The following is a 17,640-nucleotide window of genomic DNA, read 5'->3' as shown; positions in this document are numbered from 1 at the left end:
ACCCGTTACATTGCCGGCAGCGCGAACAGGCGCCGCGCATTCTCCGTCGTGGCCTGGGCCACCGCGTCCAGCTCCATCCCGCGCAGTGCGGCCACGTGGCGGGCGATGACTGCCAGTCGCGCTGGTTCGTTGCGCTGGCCGCGGATGCCGGCGTCAGGCTGGTCGGGCGCGTCGGTCTCCAGCAGCAGCTGTTCCAGCGGCATCCCGCGCACCAGGCGCTGCAGCCGTTGCGCGCGTTCGTAGGTCAGCGGACCACCGAGACCGAGCAGGAAGCCTTGCCGATGCAGTTGCGCGGCCTGTTCCGGGCTGCCGGAAAAGCTGTGCACCACGCCGCGCAGGCCGCCGACGCGACGGATCGCGGCAATGACCGCATCCACCGCGCGTCGCGCATGCACGATCACCGGCAGCTCGAACTCGCGGGCCAGTTGCAGCTGGCCGATGAAGTACGCCTGTTGCGCCTCTGCATCAAGTCCCTCGACGAAGAAGTCCAGCCCGCATTCGCCGATCGCGCACGGGCGTTCGCGAACGATCCATTCGCGCAGCAGCGGCAGATGGTCGGGCCGGTGCTCGGCCAGGAACAACGGATGCAGGCCGTAGGCCGGGTACAGCCCCGGTGCCTGCCGGCAGACCTCGCGCAGCTTCGGCCAGCTGGCGGCCGTGACGGCCGGTACCACCTGCTCGCGCACGCCCGCGGCGCCCGCGCGCTCGATCACCGCCATGCGGTCAGCATCGAATTCACTGGCATCCAGATGGCAGTGGCTGTCGACCAGCGGGATCAACGCTGTTCCAGCGGCGGCGGGGCCGGGACTGTATTGCGGCTCTTCCAGTTGGCCAGCAGCAGGGTGCCGAAGCCCAGTACCAGCTCGTCGACGAACGGAATCGGGTCGGGAATGAACAGGGTCAGCACGAACAGGCCGGCGGTCAGCTTGAACAGGGTGGGGTAGCGCAGCCGGCGGGCCCATTGCAGTACCGGCAGCAGCATCGGGTTGGCCATGGCGTGGATCCTCGTGGGGAATATGCAAACGCTACCACGGGCCCAGCATTTCCCGATGCTGAATGGGTTACAGGAATGAGCAGGAAATGTGGAGATTCCGTTCAGGCAGTGCATGCTGCAATCTGGGCCGAGAACGTTGCGGATGGTCCGCAAGGAGCAGGTCATGAAAAGCACAACTACAACTGTCCTGGTCGCAGCGGGCGCGCTGCTGGTCGGTGGCATCGCCACCGCCGCCTTCATGAAGAGCGGTGACAAGTCGCCTGATTCCATCAGCGCCGGAACCCCCAACGGTGAATCGCGGCTGGTTGACGGCAATGCCGTTGACGATGGCGCGCGTGGTGACAAGCTCGACCCGTCTGCACCGCGCGGGCTGGAATACGCCGACGTGCTGAAGGTCGACCCGATCACCGAGAAGCAGAAGGCCTACGCCACCGTGATCGGCACCGATCCCGTGCGCGAGACCTCCACCACCCAGACCCCGCACGAGGTCTGCCAGGACGTGACCGTGCAGGAGCGCTTGCCGGAGCGTGACGGCAACGTCGGCGGCACCGTGGTCGGCGCGGTGGTCGGCGGCCTGCTCGGCAACCAGGTCGGCGGTGGCAACGGCAAGAAGGCCGCGACCGCAGCCGGTGCCGTGGCCGGTGGCTTCATCGGCAACCAGATCGACAAGCGCCACGTGGGTGGCCGCGTGGTCAACCGTACCGAGCGCCAGTGCCACACCGAGACCGCCACCTCCGAGTCGAGCCGTGTTACCGGCTACAACGTGACCTACCGCAACGAGGACGGCACCACCGGCACCATGCGCATGGCCAGCAAGCCGGGCAACCGCATCGCCATGGGCACCAATGACGTGGTGAAGGGCTACAACGTGACCTACCGCTACGACGGCGCCGAGAAGACCGTGCGCATGGACAACAAGCCGGCCAGCGATCGCCTGCCGGTGGTCGATGGCCAGCTGGTCACGCAGACCGCTGCTGCCGGCGCCACTGCGGCCACGCGCCAGTAATCCAGAATACGTGCTGTACCCGACGGGCCGGCGCATGCCGGCCCGTTTCGTTGCGAGCGCGGGCATTCATCCGTGTGGAGGCGGAATCCACCATCATGGTGGCCCCTTCGACATGGAGTCGGCATGAGCATCTTCGACCTGCGCCTGGAAACCGAGCGCCTGATCCTGCGTCCGCTGCTGCGCGAGGACTACGAACCCTATCTGGCGTTCTGCGCCGACGAGGAAACGATGCGCACCCTCGGTGGCGTGCAGCCGCCTTCGGTAGCCTGGCGCGGCTTCTGCAGCCTGGCTGGCGCCTGGCAGCTGTTCGGCTTTTCGATGTTCAGCGTGATCGAAAAATCCAGCGGGGACTGGATCGGGCGGATGGGCCCCTGGCAACCGCAGGACTGGCCGGGTACCGAGGTCGGCTGGGGCATCCGCCGCGCCAGCTGGGGCCGGGGCTATGCGCCGGAAGCGGCGGTCGCGGCGATCGACTGGGCCTTCGACACGCTGGGTTGGCACGAGGTGATCCATACCATCGCCGAGAACAATGACAACTCGCGGGCGGTCGCGCGCAAGCTGGGCAGCACGTTGCTGCGGATGGGCGAACTGCCGCCGCCGTACAACGACAAACCGATGCAGATCTGGGGCCAGTCGCGCGAACAGTGGCGGCAGCGTGCGCGCTGAACGTGACCCGGTAGTGCCGGCCGCTGGCCGGCAACCTCGCTGCAGCAGGATTCGTGCGATTGCCGGCCAGCGGCCGGCACTACCGGGGTGCCATGCTGCATCCGCGCTTGGCATTCCCTGGCGCACTTGCCAGACTGCACGCAGCCGGCCGCCGGCCGGATCCGATGGAGCAGGCAATGGTGGAAGAGCGCGTCCCGCTGACGGTGCATGGCATGTCGGTCTCGGGCAATTGCCACAAGGTCCGGCTGCTGCTTGAGCAGCTCGGCAGCCGTTACCGCTGGGTGGAAGTGGACAGTGCCCATGGCCAGACCCACACGCCCGAATTCCTGGCGCTCAACCCGAATGCCAAGGTGCCGCTGATCGTCCGCGACGACGGCCGCGTGCTGACCGAATCCAACGCGATCCTGTTCTGGCTGGCCGAAGGCACGCCCTACCTGCCCAGCGATGGCTGGGAGCGTGCGCAGGCGTTGAGCTGGATGTTCTTCGAGCAGTACACGCACGAGCCGTGCGTGGCGGTAGCGCGCTTCATCCGGGGCTGGACGGCGCCCGACTCGCCACGCCGTGCCGAACTGCCACGCCTGCACGAGCGTGCCGCCACCGCGTTGGCGGTGATGGAGCAGCACCTGCGCGAAGCGCAGTGGTTCACCGGCAGCGGATACGGCATTGCCGATATCGCCCTGTTTGCCTATACCGATGTGGCGGGCGAGGGCGGCATCAGCCTGGAGCCGTTCCCGGAAGTTCGCGCCTGGCTGCAGCGGGTGCGTGCGCAGCCGCGCTTCCTGCCGATGCCGGCGGTGACCGCCGAGGTGCGCTCGCGCTTCGAGGCGGCTTGATGCCCACAGGGTAGCGCCCGGTATTGCCGGGCGGAACGCAACAACGACACGGAGGGTGTTCGATGTTCGCTGTGGTTCCGGATCCGATTCCCGCGCGCATGCGGGGGCTCAACCGCGCCGAGGTGTGCGACGTCAATTTCCTTGAGGCGGTGCGCGGGTGGCGCGGGACGCCGCGTCCGCGACCCGCGGCAGATGCTCCGATCCTGCCGGGCAGTACGCTCACCGCTGCCGCCTTCGATGAACTGTTCGACTCGCAGCTGGCCAGCCGCCAGCTGGACCTGATGGCGCGCGTGCTGCGCGTGCAGAACAAGGTCTTCTACACCATTGGTTCGTCCGGCCATGAAGGCAACGCGCTGCTGGCGCGGGCCTGCCGGTACACCGATCCTGCCTTCCTGCACTATCGTTCCGGCGCCTTCATGGCCGAGCGTTCGCGGCAGGTGCCGGGCATCGACCCGCTGCGCGATGCGGCACTGTCCTTCGCCGCCAGCGCGGATGATCCGGCCAGCGGTGGCCGCCACAAGGTGTGGGGCAGCAAGCCATTGTGGGTGCTGCCGCAGACCTCGACGATTGCGTCGCACCTGCCCAAGGCGCTGGGTACCGCGCTGGCCATCGAGAGTGGCAAGCGGCTGGGGCAGGCGCTGCCCATTCCCACCGACAGCATCGTGCTGTGCTCGTTCGGCGATGCGTCGGCCAACCACGCCACCGCGCAGACCGCCTTCAATACCGCGATGTGGTCGGCCTACCAGAAACTACCGGCGCCGATCCTGTTCGTCTGCGAGGACAACGGTCTGGGCATCTCGGTCAAGACCCCCGATGGCTGGATCGCCGAGCGCTTCAGCCACCAGCCGGGGCTGGACTATTTCTTTGCCGATGGCCTCGACCTGGCCACCGGGCACGCCCAGGTGCAGGCGGCGGTGGAACACTGCCGGCGTACGCGGCGGCCGACCTTCCTGCATCTGCGCACCACGCGCCTGATGGGCCATGCCGGCACCGACTTTGAAGTGGAATGGCGCGCGCTGCCGGAACTGTGCGCGGCCGAGGCGCAGGATCCGCTGCTGCGCTCGGCGCAGATCGCGCTGGAATCAGGCTGGATGGATGCGGACGCCATCGAAGTGGCCTACGAAACGATGCGCGCGCGCTGCATGGCCGCTGCCGCCGATGCCGAAGGCAGTGCGAAGCTGCAGTCGCTGCGGGAGGTGATGGCGCCGCTGGCACCGTACACCCCTGCAGCGGTGCAGGCCGAAGCGCAGCGCGAGGTCGCTGCCGAAGCACGCGAGGCACTCTATGGCGGTGCCGAGGCATTGCCGGAACGACAGGCGCCGCGGCATCTCGCAATCCAGATCAATCATGGTCTGCAGGAGCTGCTGGCCAAGTATCCACAGAGCCTGCTGTTCGGCGAGGACGTGGCGCAGAAGGGTGGTGTCTACACCGTCACCAAGGATCTGCTGCGCCGCTTCGGGCCGCGCCGGGTGTTCAACACCCTGCTGGACGAAACCATGATCCTGGGCATGGCGCAGGGCCTGGCCAACATGGGCATGCTGCCGATCCCGGAGATCCAGTACCTGGCCTACCTGCACAACGCCATCGACCAGCTGCGTGGCGAAGCCTGTTCGCTGCAGTTCTTCTCCAACGACCAGTACCGCAATCCGATGCTGGTGCGGGTGGCCGGGCTGGGCTACCAGAAGGGTTTCGGCGGCCATTTCCACAACGACAACTCGATCACCGCCCTGCGCGACATCCCCGGGCTGGTGGTCGGCTGCCCATCGCGCGGCGACGATGCGGTGATGATGCTGCGCACGCTGGCGGCGCTGGCCCTGGTGGATGGGCGCGTGGCCGTGTTCCTGGAGCCGATCGCGCTGTACATGAGCAAGGACCTGCATGAGCCGGGCGATGGCCAGTGGCTGTTCGACTACCCGGCCCAGGGCCGGGCACTGGTGCCGGGCGAAGGCCGTGTTTACGGGCCGGAGGCTGGCGAGCTGGTGGTCTACACCTACGGCAATGGCGTGCCGATGGCGCTGCGCGCAGCGCGAGCCATCGAACAGCAGCTGGGCTGGCAGGTACGGGTGGTCGACCTGCGCTGGCTGGTGCCGCTGGATGCCGGCTTCATCGCCAGCCAGGCCGCCAGCGCACGGCGCGTGCTGGTGCTGGACGAGGGCCGCCACAGTGGAGGGGTGGGCGAGGGCGTGGTCACCGCACTGGTCGAGGCCGGTTTCGGCCACCTGCCGCTGCGCCGGGTCTGCGGCGCCGATACCTATACCCCGCTGGCAGGGGCAGCAATGTTCGGGCTTCCAAGCGACAATGCGGTGATTGGCGCCGCCCTTGAACTGGCGCAGGAACCTTGATGCATGTGTGGATTGGCGGGAATGTTGTTGCCGGCGCCGGTGGCGTCGGCCGAGGTGCTGCAGGCGCAGGTCCTGGCCATGGGCGAGGCGCTGCACCACCGCGGGCCGGATGATGGCGGCAGCTGGGTCGATGCCGGGGCAGGCATCGCGCTGGCGCACCGTCGGCTGAGCATTCTCGATCTGTCGCCGCTGGGCCACCAGCCGATGGCCTCGTCCGATGGCCGCTACGTGATGGCCTACAACGGCGAGGTCTACAACTTCGCCGCCCTGCGTGCCGAACTGGAGCCGCTGGGGCATGCTTTCCGTGGCCATTCCGACACCGAAGTGCTGCTCGCGGCGATCCTGCAGTGGGGCATGGAAGAAACCCTGCAGCGTTGCAACGGCATGTTCGCCATCGCGCTGTGGGACCGCCAGGCGCAGTGCCTGTGGCTGGCACGCGACCGCGTTGGCAAGAAGCCGCTGTACTACGGCTGGGCCGGTGACACCCTGGTGTTCGGTTCCGAACTGAAAGCGCTGTGGCAGCACCCGGCGTTCGACAACGACATCGACCGCGACGCGCTGACCCTGTTGCTGCGGTTGGATTACATTCCGGCCCCGCACAGCATCCACCAGCGCTGCTACAAGCTGATGCCCGGCCGCGTGCTGCGCCTGGACGCCGAAGCCGTAGCGGCGGGTGCATCGGCGCATCGCCCGGAGCAGGCGCAGCGCCCGTACTGGGATGCGCGTGCACGCATGCAGGCGGCACTGGCTGCGCCGTTCCAGGGCCGCATCGAGGAAGCAGAGGAGCAGCTGGACGGGCTGCTGCGCGACGCGGTGGCGCTGCGCATGGTGGCCGACGTGCCGGTGGGCGTGTTCCTGTCCGGCGGTACCGATTCGTCGCTGGTGGCGGCGCTGATGCAGGCGCAGAGCGGGCAGCCGGTGCACAGCTTCAGCATCGGCTTCACCGATTCGGGCCACGACGAGGCACCGCTGGCCAGGGAACTGGCCACGCATCTGGGCTGCGACCACACCGAGCTCTACGTCAGCGGCGCGGATGCACTGGCAGTCGTGCCGCAGCTGCCGGCAATGTTCGACGAACCCTTTGCCGATGCCTCGCAGGTGCCGACCGCGCTGGTCGCCCGGCTGGCGCGGCAGGGCGTGACCGTGGCGTTGTCTGGCGACGGCGGTGATGAGCTGTTCTTCGGCTATACCCGCTACGTGCGCGCGCTGCGCAACTGGCAGATGCTGGGCCGCGTGCCGGGCCCGCTGCGACGCTGGATGGGCGCGCGCGCGCAGCACCAGGGCGAGGCCTCGCGGACCGGCGGACTGGCCGCGCTGTTGGCCGAGTCCGGCGCGCGTGGCATTGGCGACGTGTACCGCAACCGCATCTCGCGCTGGCGCGACCCCGCCGCGGCAGTGCCCGGCGCACAGGCCGCCGGCAGCTTCTACGACCTGGCCGATCCGCTGCACGGTGCCGGCACGCCGGCCGACGCGATGATGCTGGCCGATTACGTGACCTACCTGCCGGATGACCTGCTCTGCAAGGTCGACCGCACCTCGATGGCGGTCAGCCTGGAGGCACGCGCGCCGCTGCTGGACTGGCGCGTGGCCGAGTTCGCCTGGTCGCTGCCGCTGGGCTTCAAGCGCAGCGAAACCACCAGCAAGGTGCTGCTCAAGCGCGTGCTTGGCCGCTACGTGCCGCAATCGATGGTGCACCGGCCCAAGCGCGGGTTCGGCGCGCCGGTCAGCGACTGGCTGAAGGGCGACCTGCGGCCGTGGGCCGAGGATCTGTTGCAGCCGGCGCGCCTGGAGCGCGAAGGCGTGCTGTCGGCGGCGGCGGTGCAGCCGCTGTGGCAGCAGTTCCTGGGCGGCCAGCGCAAGTGGCATACCCACCTGTGGAACGTGCTGATGTTCCAGGCCTGGCAGGCGCATTGGCGGCAGGTGCGGACCCGCGTGACCGGGGGCTGATCTTCACCGGACGGCACGGGCCCGGCGTCTAGGCTGGGCCTCCCGCACCGTGAGGAGTATGTCCCTATGTCCGTCCCCACCATCGCCGTGTTCGTCGGCAGCCTGCGCAAGGATTCCTGCAACCGCAAGCTGGCCCATGCGCTGGAGAAGATCGCTGGCGACCGCGCGCGCTTCCAGTACGTGCAGATTGGTGATCTACCGCTGTACGACCAGGATTTCGATGGCCAGTACCCGCCTCAGGGCACCCGGCTGAAGGATCAGGTGCGCGCCGCCGACGCGGTGCTGTTCGTGACCCCCGAATACAACCGGTCGGTGCCGGGCGTGCTGAAGAACGCCATCGACATCGGCTCGCGCCCCTACGGTGACAGTGCGTTTGCCGGCAAGCCGGCGGCGGTGATCGGCGCCTCCATCGGCCAGATCGGCACCGCCGTGGCCCAGCAGCACCTGCGCAACAGCCTGGCCTTCCTGGACATGCACGTGCTCGGCCAGCCCGAGGCGTTCATCCATTTCAAGGACGGCCTGATCGACGCCGACGGCACGATCCACAACGAGGGCACGCAGAAATTCCTGCAGGGCTACGTGGACCGGTTCCTGGCGTTGATCGCAGTGCACGTGAAGGGCGATTGAGGCCTATGGGGGCAGAGCACTCTGCGTTGCAGAGGGATCCGCCCCCAGCCACGTCCGGGGTCGGATCCCGGTGCGCAGCGACGGGCTCTGGGCCCGCGTCCCGCTGGGCGCCCTTGCACGAGCTCCGACCCTGGCCGCCTGATCTGCGATAATGACCCACCCGGGCGCCGCAACGGCGCCCGTCGCAGGCACTGCGACGCCCCCGCGCCAGAGTGGCCAGGCACTGGCGGATATCCCCCGTTTCTCCACGGCTTATCCACAGGCTTGTCCATGGCTGCCGGGGTCAGCGCATGCCTACACTCGTCCGGCCCACTTTTGCAGGAAACACCGCAGCATGTCCGCTCGTTCCGGCTTCCGTTCCAACCGCAGAGAGCGCGGTGATGGCTTTGATCGTGATCGCGACGAATCGCGTATCGACCAGTTGCGCGTTCCGCCGCATTCGGTGGAAGCCGAGCAGGCGGTGCTGGGTGGCCTGATGCTGGCGCCGGAGGCCTACGACCGGGTCAACGACCAGCTGACCGAGGGCGATTTCTACCGCCGCGATCACCAGATGATCTACCGCGCGATCCGTGAGCTGTCCGAGCGCGAGCGGCCGTTCGACGCGGTGACCCTGGGCGAGTGGTTCGAATCACAGGGCAAGCTGGAGCTGGTGGGCGATGGTGCCTACCTGATCGAGCTGGCGAGCACCACGCCGTCGGCGGCCAACATCGTGGCCTATGCCGAGATCGTGCGTGACAAGGCCGTGCTGCGGCAGCTGATCCAGGTCGGCACCGACATCGTCAACGATGGCTTCCAGCCTGAGGGCCGTGACAGCAGTGAGCTGCTGGCCTCTGCGGAGAAGAGCGTGTTCGCCATCGCTGAACAGGGTGCACGCGGCCGTACCGACTTCGTGGCGATGCCTGGCGCGCTGAAGGATGCCTTCGAGGAACTGCGCAACCGCTTCGAGAACGGCGGCAACATCACCGGCCTGCCGACCGGCTACAACGACTTCGATGCGATGACCGCCGGCCTGCAGCCGACCGACCTGATCATCCTCGCCGCGCGCCCGGCCATGGGCAAGACGACTTTTGCACTGAACATCGCCGAGTACGCGGCGATCAAGTCGAAGAAGGGCGTGGCGGTGTTCTCGATGGAAATGTCGGCCTCGCAGCTGGCGATGCGCCTGATCTCCTCCAACGGCCGCATCAACGCGCAGCGCCTGCGTACCGGCCAGCTGGAAGATGAAGACTGGAGCCGCGTCACCAGCGCGATCAAGATGCTGAAGGAAACCAAGATCTTCATCGACGATACGCCGGGCGTGTCGCCGGAAGTGCTGCGTTCCAAGTGCCGCCGGCTCAAGCGCGAGCACGACCTGGGCCTGGTGGTGATCGACTACCTGCAGCTGATGAGCGTGCCGGGCAACAGTGAAAACCGCGCCACCGAAATCTCGGAGATCTCGCGTTCGCTGAAGGGCCTGGCCAAGGAACTGCACGTGCCGGTGATCGCGCTGTCGCAGCTCAACCGCTCGCTGGAAACACGTACCGACAAGCGCCCGGTGATGGCCGACCTTCGCGAATCGGGCGCAATCGAGCAGGACGCGGACATGATCGTGTTCATCTACCGCGACGATTACTACAACAAGGAAAATTCGCCAGACAAGGGCCTGGCCGAGATCATCATCGGCAAACACCGTGGTGGCCCGACCGGATCGTGCAAGCTGAAGTTCTTCGGTGAGTACACCCGCTTCGACAACCTGGCCCACGACTCGGTCGGCTCATTCGAATAACCGTAGTGCCGGCCGCTGGCCGGCAACCACCCCACGGCTTGCAAACCATTCAGAACGCCAATCTTCCGTACGTGGCGTGTAAATGACATGTAACGCGAGGCTTCTACGATTCCGCCGCTGCTGCTCTTCGACGCCGCCCTTCGGCGTCCAGCGTGCCCAAGGAATCCGCCTCCATGCCGTCCCACGCTCCGCTTCGCCGCAATCTGCTGGCCCTGCTGGTCTGTGCTTCGCTGCCGTCGCTGGCTGTCGCTGAAACCGCCCCCGCGACCGACGCGCAGTCGGCCACGACCCTCGATTCGATCTCGGTGATCGGCCGCGGCGAAGCCCGCCAGGTGCAGCGCGTGACCGCCGAGGACATGAAGGTCCTGCCGCCCGGTGCCAACCCGCTGAAGCTGCTGGCGGCCAAGCCGGGCGTGCATTTCGAATCGGCCGATGCCACCGGCGCCTACGAATGGTCCACCAGCATCAGCCTGCGTGGCTTCAACCAGAATCGCCTGGGCTACACCCTCGATGGCATCCCGCTGGGCAACATGGCCTACGGCAACAGCAACGGCCTGCACATCAGCCGCGCGGTGATCAGCGAGAACCTGGGCGGTGCGGAGGTCTCCACCGGCATTGGTGCGCTGGGTACGCCGTCCACCAGCAACCTCGGCGGCGTGTTCCAGTTCTACTCGATCGATCCGTCCACCGAATATGGGGTCGTGCTGGCACAGAGCTTCGGCAGCGACAATGCGCGCCGCAGCTATGCGCGCCTCGATACCGGCGACCACCAGGGCTTTGCCGCTTACCTGTCCGGCGTGTATTCCGAAGGCGACAAGTGGAAGGGCAAGGGCTCGCAGGAACTGAAGCAGTTCAACGGCAAGGCCACCTACAACTTCGGCACGGACAGCAGGATCACCGCGCTGTTCAACGCTTCGCGCCGCGTCGAGGCCGACTACCAGGACCTGTCGCTGGAGATGATCGATCGCCTCGGCTGGGACTGGGACAACTACGCGCCGGACTGGGATCGCGCGGTGGCTGCTGCACGCGGAAAGTACAGTGGTGGCGTCAACAGCCCGTGGGACGCCTATTACTCCGGTCACGGCCTGCGCAATGACGATGTGTCCAGCATTGCCGGTGATTTCGGCCTGAATGAATCGATGCGCCTGAAGGTCAACGTCTACAACCACAGCAACCGTGGCCAGGGCCACTGGTTCAGCCCGTCCAATCCGTCCAACCCGGGCACCAGCCGCGAGATCCCGATCTCGATTCGCACCACCGAGTATGCGATCGACCGCACCGGCGTGACCTCGGCGTTCACCTGGGACGTGGCGGGCCACGAACTGGAGGCGGGCCTGTGGTACGAAGACAACGGCCACAGCGTGCAGCGCAACTTCTACTACATCGACGGCCCGATCACCGACGACTTCTTCCTGCGCAATCCGGACCAGCGCGTGTGGCACCAGCGCTACACCACCATCACCCGCCAGTTCTACGTGCAGGACCGCTTCCGCCTGTTCGGTGACCGCCTGACCATCGATATCGGCGCGAAGTCGCCGCACACCCGCACCCGCGTGCGCACGCCGCTGGGCAGCTATGCCAACAACAGCAGCCTGACCTCGAAGAAGGGCCTGCTCCCGCAGGCGGGCTTCAACTTCAAGCTCAACGAGGGCAACGAGATCTTCGGCTCGTTCGCCAAGAACGTGGCCGCCTACGCGCTGGGCGTGGGCAGCCCGTTCAACGTGCCGCAGGCCGCCTTCGATGCCAGCGCGAAGAACCTGAAGCCGGAACAGTCGCGCACCATCGAGCTGGGCTGGCGCGGCTACGGCCAGGGCTATGAAGCCTCGGTAGCGGTGTACGACGTCAAGTTCGACAACCGTCTGCTGGCCATCGCGCAGTGCGTGGGCATCCTCGGTTGCCCGGCGTTGTTCTCCAACGTCGGTTCGGTAACCAGCCGCGGCGCCGAGGCGACCCTGCAGCTGAAGCCGATGCAGGACCTGACCTGGTCCAACGCGCTGTCGTGGAATGACAGCACCTACGACAACGACTACGTCAACAACGGCGTGGTGCCGACCCGCGGCAAGAAGACCGTTGACACCCCCGAATGGATGTTCGCCAGCACCCTGGCCTGGACCCCGGGCCCGTGGGACCTGCGCCTGGCCGCCAACCATGTCGGCAAGCGTTACGTGACCTATACCAACGACGTGTCGGTGCCCAGCTACTGGCTGGTCAACGCTTCGGTGGCCTACGACTTCGGCAAGCTCGGCCCGGCGCAGAACCTGACCGTGGCGCTGAACCTGACCAACCTGACCGACAAGCGCTACCTGTCCTCGATCAACACCAACGGCACCTACGCCGCCGACCCGACCCGCAGCCTGGCGACCATGCAGGTTGGCGCGCCGCGGCAGGTGATGGCCACCGCCACCGTGCACTTCTGATGCGCGGCCCCGTCGATCCGGAAAGCCGTCGTCGCCTGTTGCGCATGGCGTGGCAGGGCACGGGGGCGGCGATCGCACTGGCGGCGATGCCGGGGCTGGCCACGGCCGGCCCGCGCCCGCGGTTGGGGCGTGATCCGTTCACCCTGGGCGTCGCCGCCGGCGATCCGGATCCGCAGGGAGCCGTACTGTGGACGCGTCTGGCGCCGGACCCGCTCAACGGCGGCGGCATGCCATCGCGGGCGGTGCCGGTGCGCTGGTTCGTGGCCGAAGACCCGGGCATGTGCCGGCTGGTGCAGCGTGGCGTCGCCGCGGCAGTGCCCGAGCTGGCGCATTCGGTGCACGTGGAGGTCAATGGCCTGCGCCCAGGCCGCGACTACTACTACCGTTTTGCCTGCGACGGTGACGAGGAAAGCGCGGTCGGCCACTTCCGCACCGCGCCGCTGCCCGACGCGCAGCTGCAGCAGCTGCGGCTGGCCCTGTGCACCTGCCAGGCCTGGAACAGTGGCTACTACCCGGTGCTGCGCGATATCGCGAAGAGTGATGTCGACCTGGTGCTGCATGCCGGTGACTACCTGTACGAGTACAGCCCACTGCAGAACGCGCGCGGATGCACGCTGGATGCGGAACGCTTCAGTGGCGAGACCGTCAGCCTGGAGCGCTACCGCGACCAGTACGCGCTGTACAAGCTCGATCCCGATCTGCAGGCCGCGCACGCCGCCCACGCGTTCGCGGTGATCTGGGACGACCACGAAGTGCAGAACGATTACTCCGGCATCCATCCGGAGAAGCCCGGCGCCTCGACGGAGGACTTCATCGTTCGCCGGGCGGCGGCCTACCGCGCGTTCTACGAACACCTGCCGATGCGTAGTACGCCTGCGGGCAACGGTGGCCTGCGCGTGCATCGGCGCCTGCGTTACGGCGATCTGGCACAGCTTGTGCTGCTCGACTGCCGCCAGTTCCGTCCGGCCAATCCCTGCGGGGTGGGCGAGTCGCCGCGCTGCGACGCTGCGCTGGATCCACGCATTAGCATGCTGGGCGTGGGCCAGGAAGCCTGGTTCGCGCAGTCGATGGCGGCCGCACGCGGCACGCGCTGGAACGTGGTGGTGCAGCAGCTGCTGATGGCGCAGCTGCGGCTGGACGGCGGCACGGCGCGCGAGCGCTTCTGGAACGATGCCTGGGACGGCTATCCCGCCGCACGCAAGCGATTGCTGCAGGCGATGCGGGCAGGCGGGCAGGGCAATGCCATCGTGCTCGGTGGTGACTGGCATTCCACTTTCGTCAACGACCTGAAGCTGGATTTCGACGCGGCCAGCGCGCCGGTCGTCGCCACCGAATTCATCGCTCCGGCGATCAGCAGCGGCGGCGACGACACACCGTACGGGCCGTACTATGGGCCGTCGATAGCGCAGAACCCGCACATCCGCTATTTCGACGGTGACCGCCGCGGCTGGTGGAAGCTGCAGCTGAACCGGCAGACCGTGGATGCGGAGCTGCGCTTCGCCGACAGCGTGCTGCGCGCGGATGCGCCGGTGCGCACTGCGGCGCGCTTCCAGGTCATCCACGGCCGCCCGGGCGCAGTGCCGGTGTGAATCCGTTCGGTCGTGCCGGCCGCTGGCCGGCAACCTGATCAATCTTCGGTTTCCCCACCACCGGATTCATCGCCCCGAGCCGGGTTTCGTCGCAAACCGTTTGCGGGCGGCCAGAGCGGGGCGCCAAGGTGTCCGCAGGCGGCAAGGTGCCGCCACAAGGAGACCGTGATGAAGACCCTGTTCGCACTCGGCGTGTGGTGCCTGGTGTTCGTGCTGTGCTGGCCGCTGGCGATCCTCGCCCTGATCGCCTGGCCGTTCGTGTGGCTGCTGAGCCTGCCGTTCCGCCTGGTCGGCATCACCTTCTCGGCGCTGTTTGCGTTCCTGCGCGCGCTGTTCATGCTGCCCGCGCGGTTGCTGGGTGGCCGGGCGGTGGCCGCATGAGGATGGTGCTGCTGGTGGGTCTGGTCCTGCTTGCGGGCCCGGTACTGGCCACACCTCCAGCACCGCCCTCGGTGTGGCTGGAACGGCAGCAGACCGCTGCGGCTGACGAGGCCAATGCTGCGGCGGTCTCTGCGCCGAAAGCCAAGGAGCGCTGCAGGGTCGCGAAGGAATGGAGGGTCGGCGATACGGTTGTGCAGCACAGGGTCTGCGAGGATCCACCGAAGAAGCCGGCTGGAAAGGTGTAGCGCCGAGCCCATGCTCTGCGCTACAGGGAAACGGGCAACAAAAAAACCCCGCCGAAGCGAGGTTTTTCGTATCCGGGTGATGCCGGCCAGCGGCCGGCACTACCAGCGAACGATCAGTTCGCCTTGTGGATGGCGCGCTTGCTGACCGCCATCGCCGCGTCGTGGATCACTTCCGACAGCGACGGGTGGGCGTGGCAGATGCGGGCCAGGTCATCGGCCGAGCCACTGAACTCCATGGTCAGCACGCCTTCGTGCACCAGCTCGGAGACGTTGGCGCCGACCAGGTGCATGCCGAGGATGCGATCGGTTTCGGCATGGGCCAGGATCTTCACGAAGCCCGCCGGCTCGATCATCGCCACGGCACGGCCGTTGGCGGCGAACGGGAAGCTGCCGGCCTTGTACGGGATGCCTTCGGCCTTCAGCTGGGCTTCGGTCTTGCCGACCCACGCCAGTTCCGGCTCGGTGTAGATGACCCACGGGATGGTGTCGAAGTTGACGTGGCCCGGCAGGCCGGCGATCAGCTCAGCCACCGCGATGCCTTCCTCGAAGCCCTTGTGCGCCAGCATCGGGCCGCGCACGCAGTCGCCGACCGCCCACACGCCGTTGACGCCGGTGTGGCAGTGCGCGTCGACTTCGATCTGGCCGCGCTCGTTGATCTTGACGCCGGTGCCTTCGGCCAGCAGGCCCTTGGTGGCGGCGCGACGGCCAACGGCCACCAGCAGCTTGTCCACGGTCAGGGTCTTTTCGCCTTCAGCGTCGGTGTAGGTGACGATGACTTCCTTCTTCTTGCCCTTGCCGGTGATCTCGGTCTTGGAAACCTTGGCATTGAGCTTGATGTCCAGGCCCTGCTTCTTGAATTCCTTGGCAGCGGTCTTGGCCACTTCGGCGTCGGCAGCCGCCAGGAACTCCGGCATGGCTTCGAGGATGGTGACTTCCGCGCCCAGGCGCTTCCACACGCTGCCCAGTTCCAGGCCGATGACGCCGGCGCCGATCACCGCCAGGCGGTTCGGCACTTCGGTGAAGTCCAGGCCGCCGACGTTGTCGACGATGGTCTCGCCGTCGAACTTGGCGAACGGCAGTTCGATCGAATCCGAACCGGCCGCGATGATGACGTTGGTGCCCTTCAGCTCGACTTCCGAACCGTCGTGCTGCTTCACCTTGACCACGTTGCCCGGCTGCAGCTGGCCGAAGCCGTAGTAGGCGGCGACCTTGTTGGCCTTGAACAGCATGCCGATGCCGCCGGTGAACTGCTTGACGATCTTGTCCTTGCGGCCAATCATCGCCTCGACGTCGATCTTGGCATCCTTGAAGCTGATGCCGTGGTCGCCAAAGATGTGGCCCATGTTCCAGAACTGGCGCGAGGAATCGAGCAGCGCCTTGGACGGGATGCAGCCCACGCGCAGGCAGGTGCCGCCGAGGGCCGGCTTGCCGTCCTTGCCCAGCGCTGCGTCGATGCAGGCGGTCTTCAGGCCCAGCTGGGCCGCGCGGATGGCAGCGTGGTAACCGGCCGGGCCGGCACCGATGACGACGACGTCGAATTGTTCAGCCATTGAATTATTCCTTGATGCATTACCAGAACCCCTCCGCGCAGGCGCGGAGGGGCGGGAGGTTTCTTACAGGCCGAACAGCATGCGGCCCGGGTTTTCCAGCTGGTTCTTGATGTCCACCAGGAACTGCACCGAGTCCTTGCCGTCGATGATGCGGTGGTCGTAGGACAGCGCCAGGTACATCATCGGCGCGATCACGACCTGGCCGTTCTGGGCGATCGGACGCTCCTTGATGGCGTGCATGCCCAGGATGGCGCTCTGCGGCGGGTTGATGATCGGGGTCGACAGCAGCGAACCGAAGGTGCCGCCGTTGGTCACGGTGAAGGTGCCGCCCTGCAGTTCTTCCAGGCCCAGCTTGCCGTCACGGGCCTTCTTGGCGTAGTCGGCGATGGTCTTCTCGATGTCGGCGAACGACATGCGCTCGACGTTGCGCAGGACCGGCGTGACCAGGCCCTTCTCGGTCGACACGGCGATCGAGATGTCCGAGTAGCCGTGGTAGATGATGTCGTCGCCGTCGATCGAGGCGTTGACCAGCGGGAAGCGCTGCAGCGCGTTGGCAGCGGCCTTCACGAAGAAGCTCATGAAGCCCAGCTTGATGCCGTGGGCCTTGACGAATTCGTCCTGCAGCTCCTTGCGCGCCGCCGACACCTTGGACAGGTCGACTTCGTTGAAGGTGGTCAGCATGGCGGTGGAGTTCTTCGACTCCATCAGGCGCTCGGCGATGCGCTTGCGGATGCGGGTCATCGGCACGCGCTCTTCTGGACGTGCACCACCGGCCTTGCCGGCGCCGCCGTTGCGGGCGAAGTTGACGATGTCTTCCTTGGTCACTGCACCACGACGGCCGGTGCCGTCGACGTCGGCCGGGTTCACGCCTTCGGTGATGGCGGTGAAGCGGGCGCCCGGCGGCAGGGTGTCGGCGGCCGACTTGGCAGCCGGAGCCGGAGCGGCGGCAGCGGCCGGAGCAGCAGCGGCCGGGGCAGCGGCTGCAGCCGGAGCGGCTTCGGCAGCCGGAGCCGGGGCAGCAGCCACGGCGCCTTCTTCGATGATCGCCACGACCTGGCTGGAGGTCACGGTCGAGCCTTCGGCGAACTTGATTTCCTTCAGCACGCCGTCGACCGGCGACGGCACTTCCAGGACGACCTTGTCGGTTTCCAGGTCAAGCAGGTTTTCGTCGCGCTTGACGGCGTCGCCCACCTTCTTGTGCCAGGTGGCGATGGTGCCGTCGGCGACGGATTCGGGCAGTACCGGGGCTTTGACTTCGGTGGCCATTGCGGGAGCTTC

The 17,640-nt window shown here is 67.1% G+C and carries 15 protein-coding genes; 11 read left to right on the top strand and 4 right to left on the bottom strand.

Going from position 1 to position 17,640, the window contains the following annotated elements; all coding sequences use genetic code 11:
* Positions 1-5: 5 nt before the first annotated feature.
* Together AC5P8Y_RS00790 and AC5P8Y_RS00785 are read right to left on the bottom strand one after the other, a co-directional pair.
* Positions 6-779 carry a TatD family hydrolase gene (locus AC5P8Y_RS00790; protein WP_080240788.1) on the bottom strand — a complete coding sequence of 258 codons (774 nt, stop codon included), beginning with the start codon at positions 777-779 and terminating at the stop codon, positions 6-8.
* The gene (locus AC5P8Y_RS00785; protein WP_005410285.1) at positions 776-994 is read right to left on the bottom strand and encodes a DUF6116 family protein; all 219 of its coding nucleotides are present in this window, start codon (positions 992-994) and stop codon (positions 776-778) included. Before AC5P8Y_RS00785 ends, AC5P8Y_RS00790 begins: the two co-directional genes overlap by 4 nt.
* A gap of 163 nt (positions 995-1,157) precedes the next feature.
* Here AC5P8Y_RS00785 and AC5P8Y_RS00780 point away from each other — a divergent pair, with 163 nt between their 5' ends.
* From AC5P8Y_RS00780 to AC5P8Y_RS00730, 11 genes are all read left to right on the top strand, one after another.
* Positions 1,158-2,000: a glycine zipper 2TM domain-containing protein gene (locus tag AC5P8Y_RS00780; RefSeq protein WP_005410284.1), complete on the top strand. Its 843-nt coding sequence runs from the start codon at positions 1,158-1,160 to the stop codon at positions 1,998-2,000.
* Between the two features lie 123 nt (positions 2,001-2,123).
* Entirely contained in the window at positions 2,124-2,666 is a 543-nt protein-coding gene (locus AC5P8Y_RS00775; protein WP_005410283.1) for a GNAT family N-acetyltransferase, read from the top strand.
* Between the two features lie 176 nt (positions 2,667-2,842).
* Positions 2,843-3,499, top strand: coding sequence for a glutathione S-transferase family protein (locus AC5P8Y_RS00770; protein WP_005410282.1), 657 nt, complete (start codon positions 2,843-2,845; stop codon positions 3,497-3,499).
* Positions 3,500-3,561: 62 nt separating this feature from the next.
* Positions 3,562-5,841: a transketolase C-terminal domain-containing protein gene (locus AC5P8Y_RS00765; RefSeq protein ID WP_111187904.1), complete on the top strand. Its 2,280-nt coding sequence runs from the start codon at positions 3,562-3,564 to the stop codon at positions 5,839-5,841.
* A 3-nt stretch (positions 5,842-5,844) separates the two neighbouring features.
* Complete coding sequence (gene asnB, locus AC5P8Y_RS00760; RefSeq protein WP_032966919.1) at positions 5,845-7,788, top strand: asparagine synthase (glutamine-hydrolyzing); 1,944 nt, start codon at positions 5,845-5,847, stop codon at positions 7,786-7,788.
* A 66-nt stretch (positions 7,789-7,854) separates the two neighbouring features.
* Positions 7,855-8,415 (top strand): NADPH-dependent FMN reductase, encoded by a 561-nt coding sequence (locus AC5P8Y_RS00755; RefSeq protein ID WP_005410279.1) that lies wholly within the window; start codon positions 7,855-7,857, stop codon positions 8,413-8,415.
* Positions 8,416-8,749: 334 nt separating this feature from the next.
* Complete coding sequence (locus AC5P8Y_RS00750) at positions 8,750-10,180, top strand: replicative DNA helicase (protein ID WP_005410278.1); 1,431 nt, start codon at positions 8,750-8,752, stop codon at positions 10,178-10,180.
* Between the two features lie 173 nt (positions 10,181-10,353).
* Positions 10,354-12,597, top strand: a complete 2,244-nt coding sequence (locus AC5P8Y_RS00745; protein WP_111187903.1) for a TonB-dependent receptor family protein — start codon at positions 10,354-10,356, stop codon at positions 12,595-12,597.
* Positions 12,597-14,186 (top strand): alkaline phosphatase D family protein, encoded by a 1,590-nt coding sequence (locus AC5P8Y_RS00740; protein ID WP_111187902.1) that lies wholly within the window; start codon positions 12,597-12,599, stop codon positions 14,184-14,186. Before AC5P8Y_RS00745 ends, AC5P8Y_RS00740 begins: the two co-directional genes overlap by 1 nt.
* 168 nt (positions 14,187-14,354) lie before the next feature.
* The gene (locus tag AC5P8Y_RS00735; protein ID WP_111187901.1) at positions 14,355-14,567 is read left to right on the top strand and encodes a hypothetical protein; all 213 of its coding nucleotides are present in this window, start codon (positions 14,355-14,357) and stop codon (positions 14,565-14,567) included.
* Positions 14,564-14,812 (top strand): hypothetical protein, encoded by a 249-nt coding sequence (locus AC5P8Y_RS00730; RefSeq protein ID WP_111187900.1) that lies wholly within the window; start codon positions 14,564-14,566, stop codon positions 14,810-14,812. Before AC5P8Y_RS00735 ends, AC5P8Y_RS00730 begins: the two co-directional genes overlap by 4 nt.
* 113 nt (positions 14,813-14,925) lie before the next feature.
* Here AC5P8Y_RS00730 and lpdA read toward each other — a convergent pair whose 3' ends face one another.
* Positions 14,926-16,362 (bottom strand): dihydrolipoyl dehydrogenase, encoded by a 1,437-nt coding sequence (gene lpdA / locus AC5P8Y_RS00725; RefSeq protein WP_111187899.1) that lies wholly within the window; start codon positions 16,360-16,362, stop codon positions 14,926-14,928.
* Positions 16,363-16,425: 63 nt separating this feature from the next.
* Positions 16,426-17,628 carry a dihydrolipoyllysine-residue succinyltransferase gene (gene sucB, locus AC5P8Y_RS00720; protein ID WP_111187898.1) on the bottom strand — a complete coding sequence of 401 codons (1,203 nt, stop codon included), beginning with the start codon at positions 17,626-17,628 and terminating at the stop codon, positions 16,426-16,428.
* Positions 17,629-17,640 lie beyond the last annotated feature (12 nt).

The organism is Stenotrophomonas sp. YJH_SMC_12-1 (genome assembly GCF_059370935.1).
The sequence above is the reverse complement of the archived record's forward strand: the minus strand, read 5'-3'. Positions and strand labels throughout refer to the sequence as shown.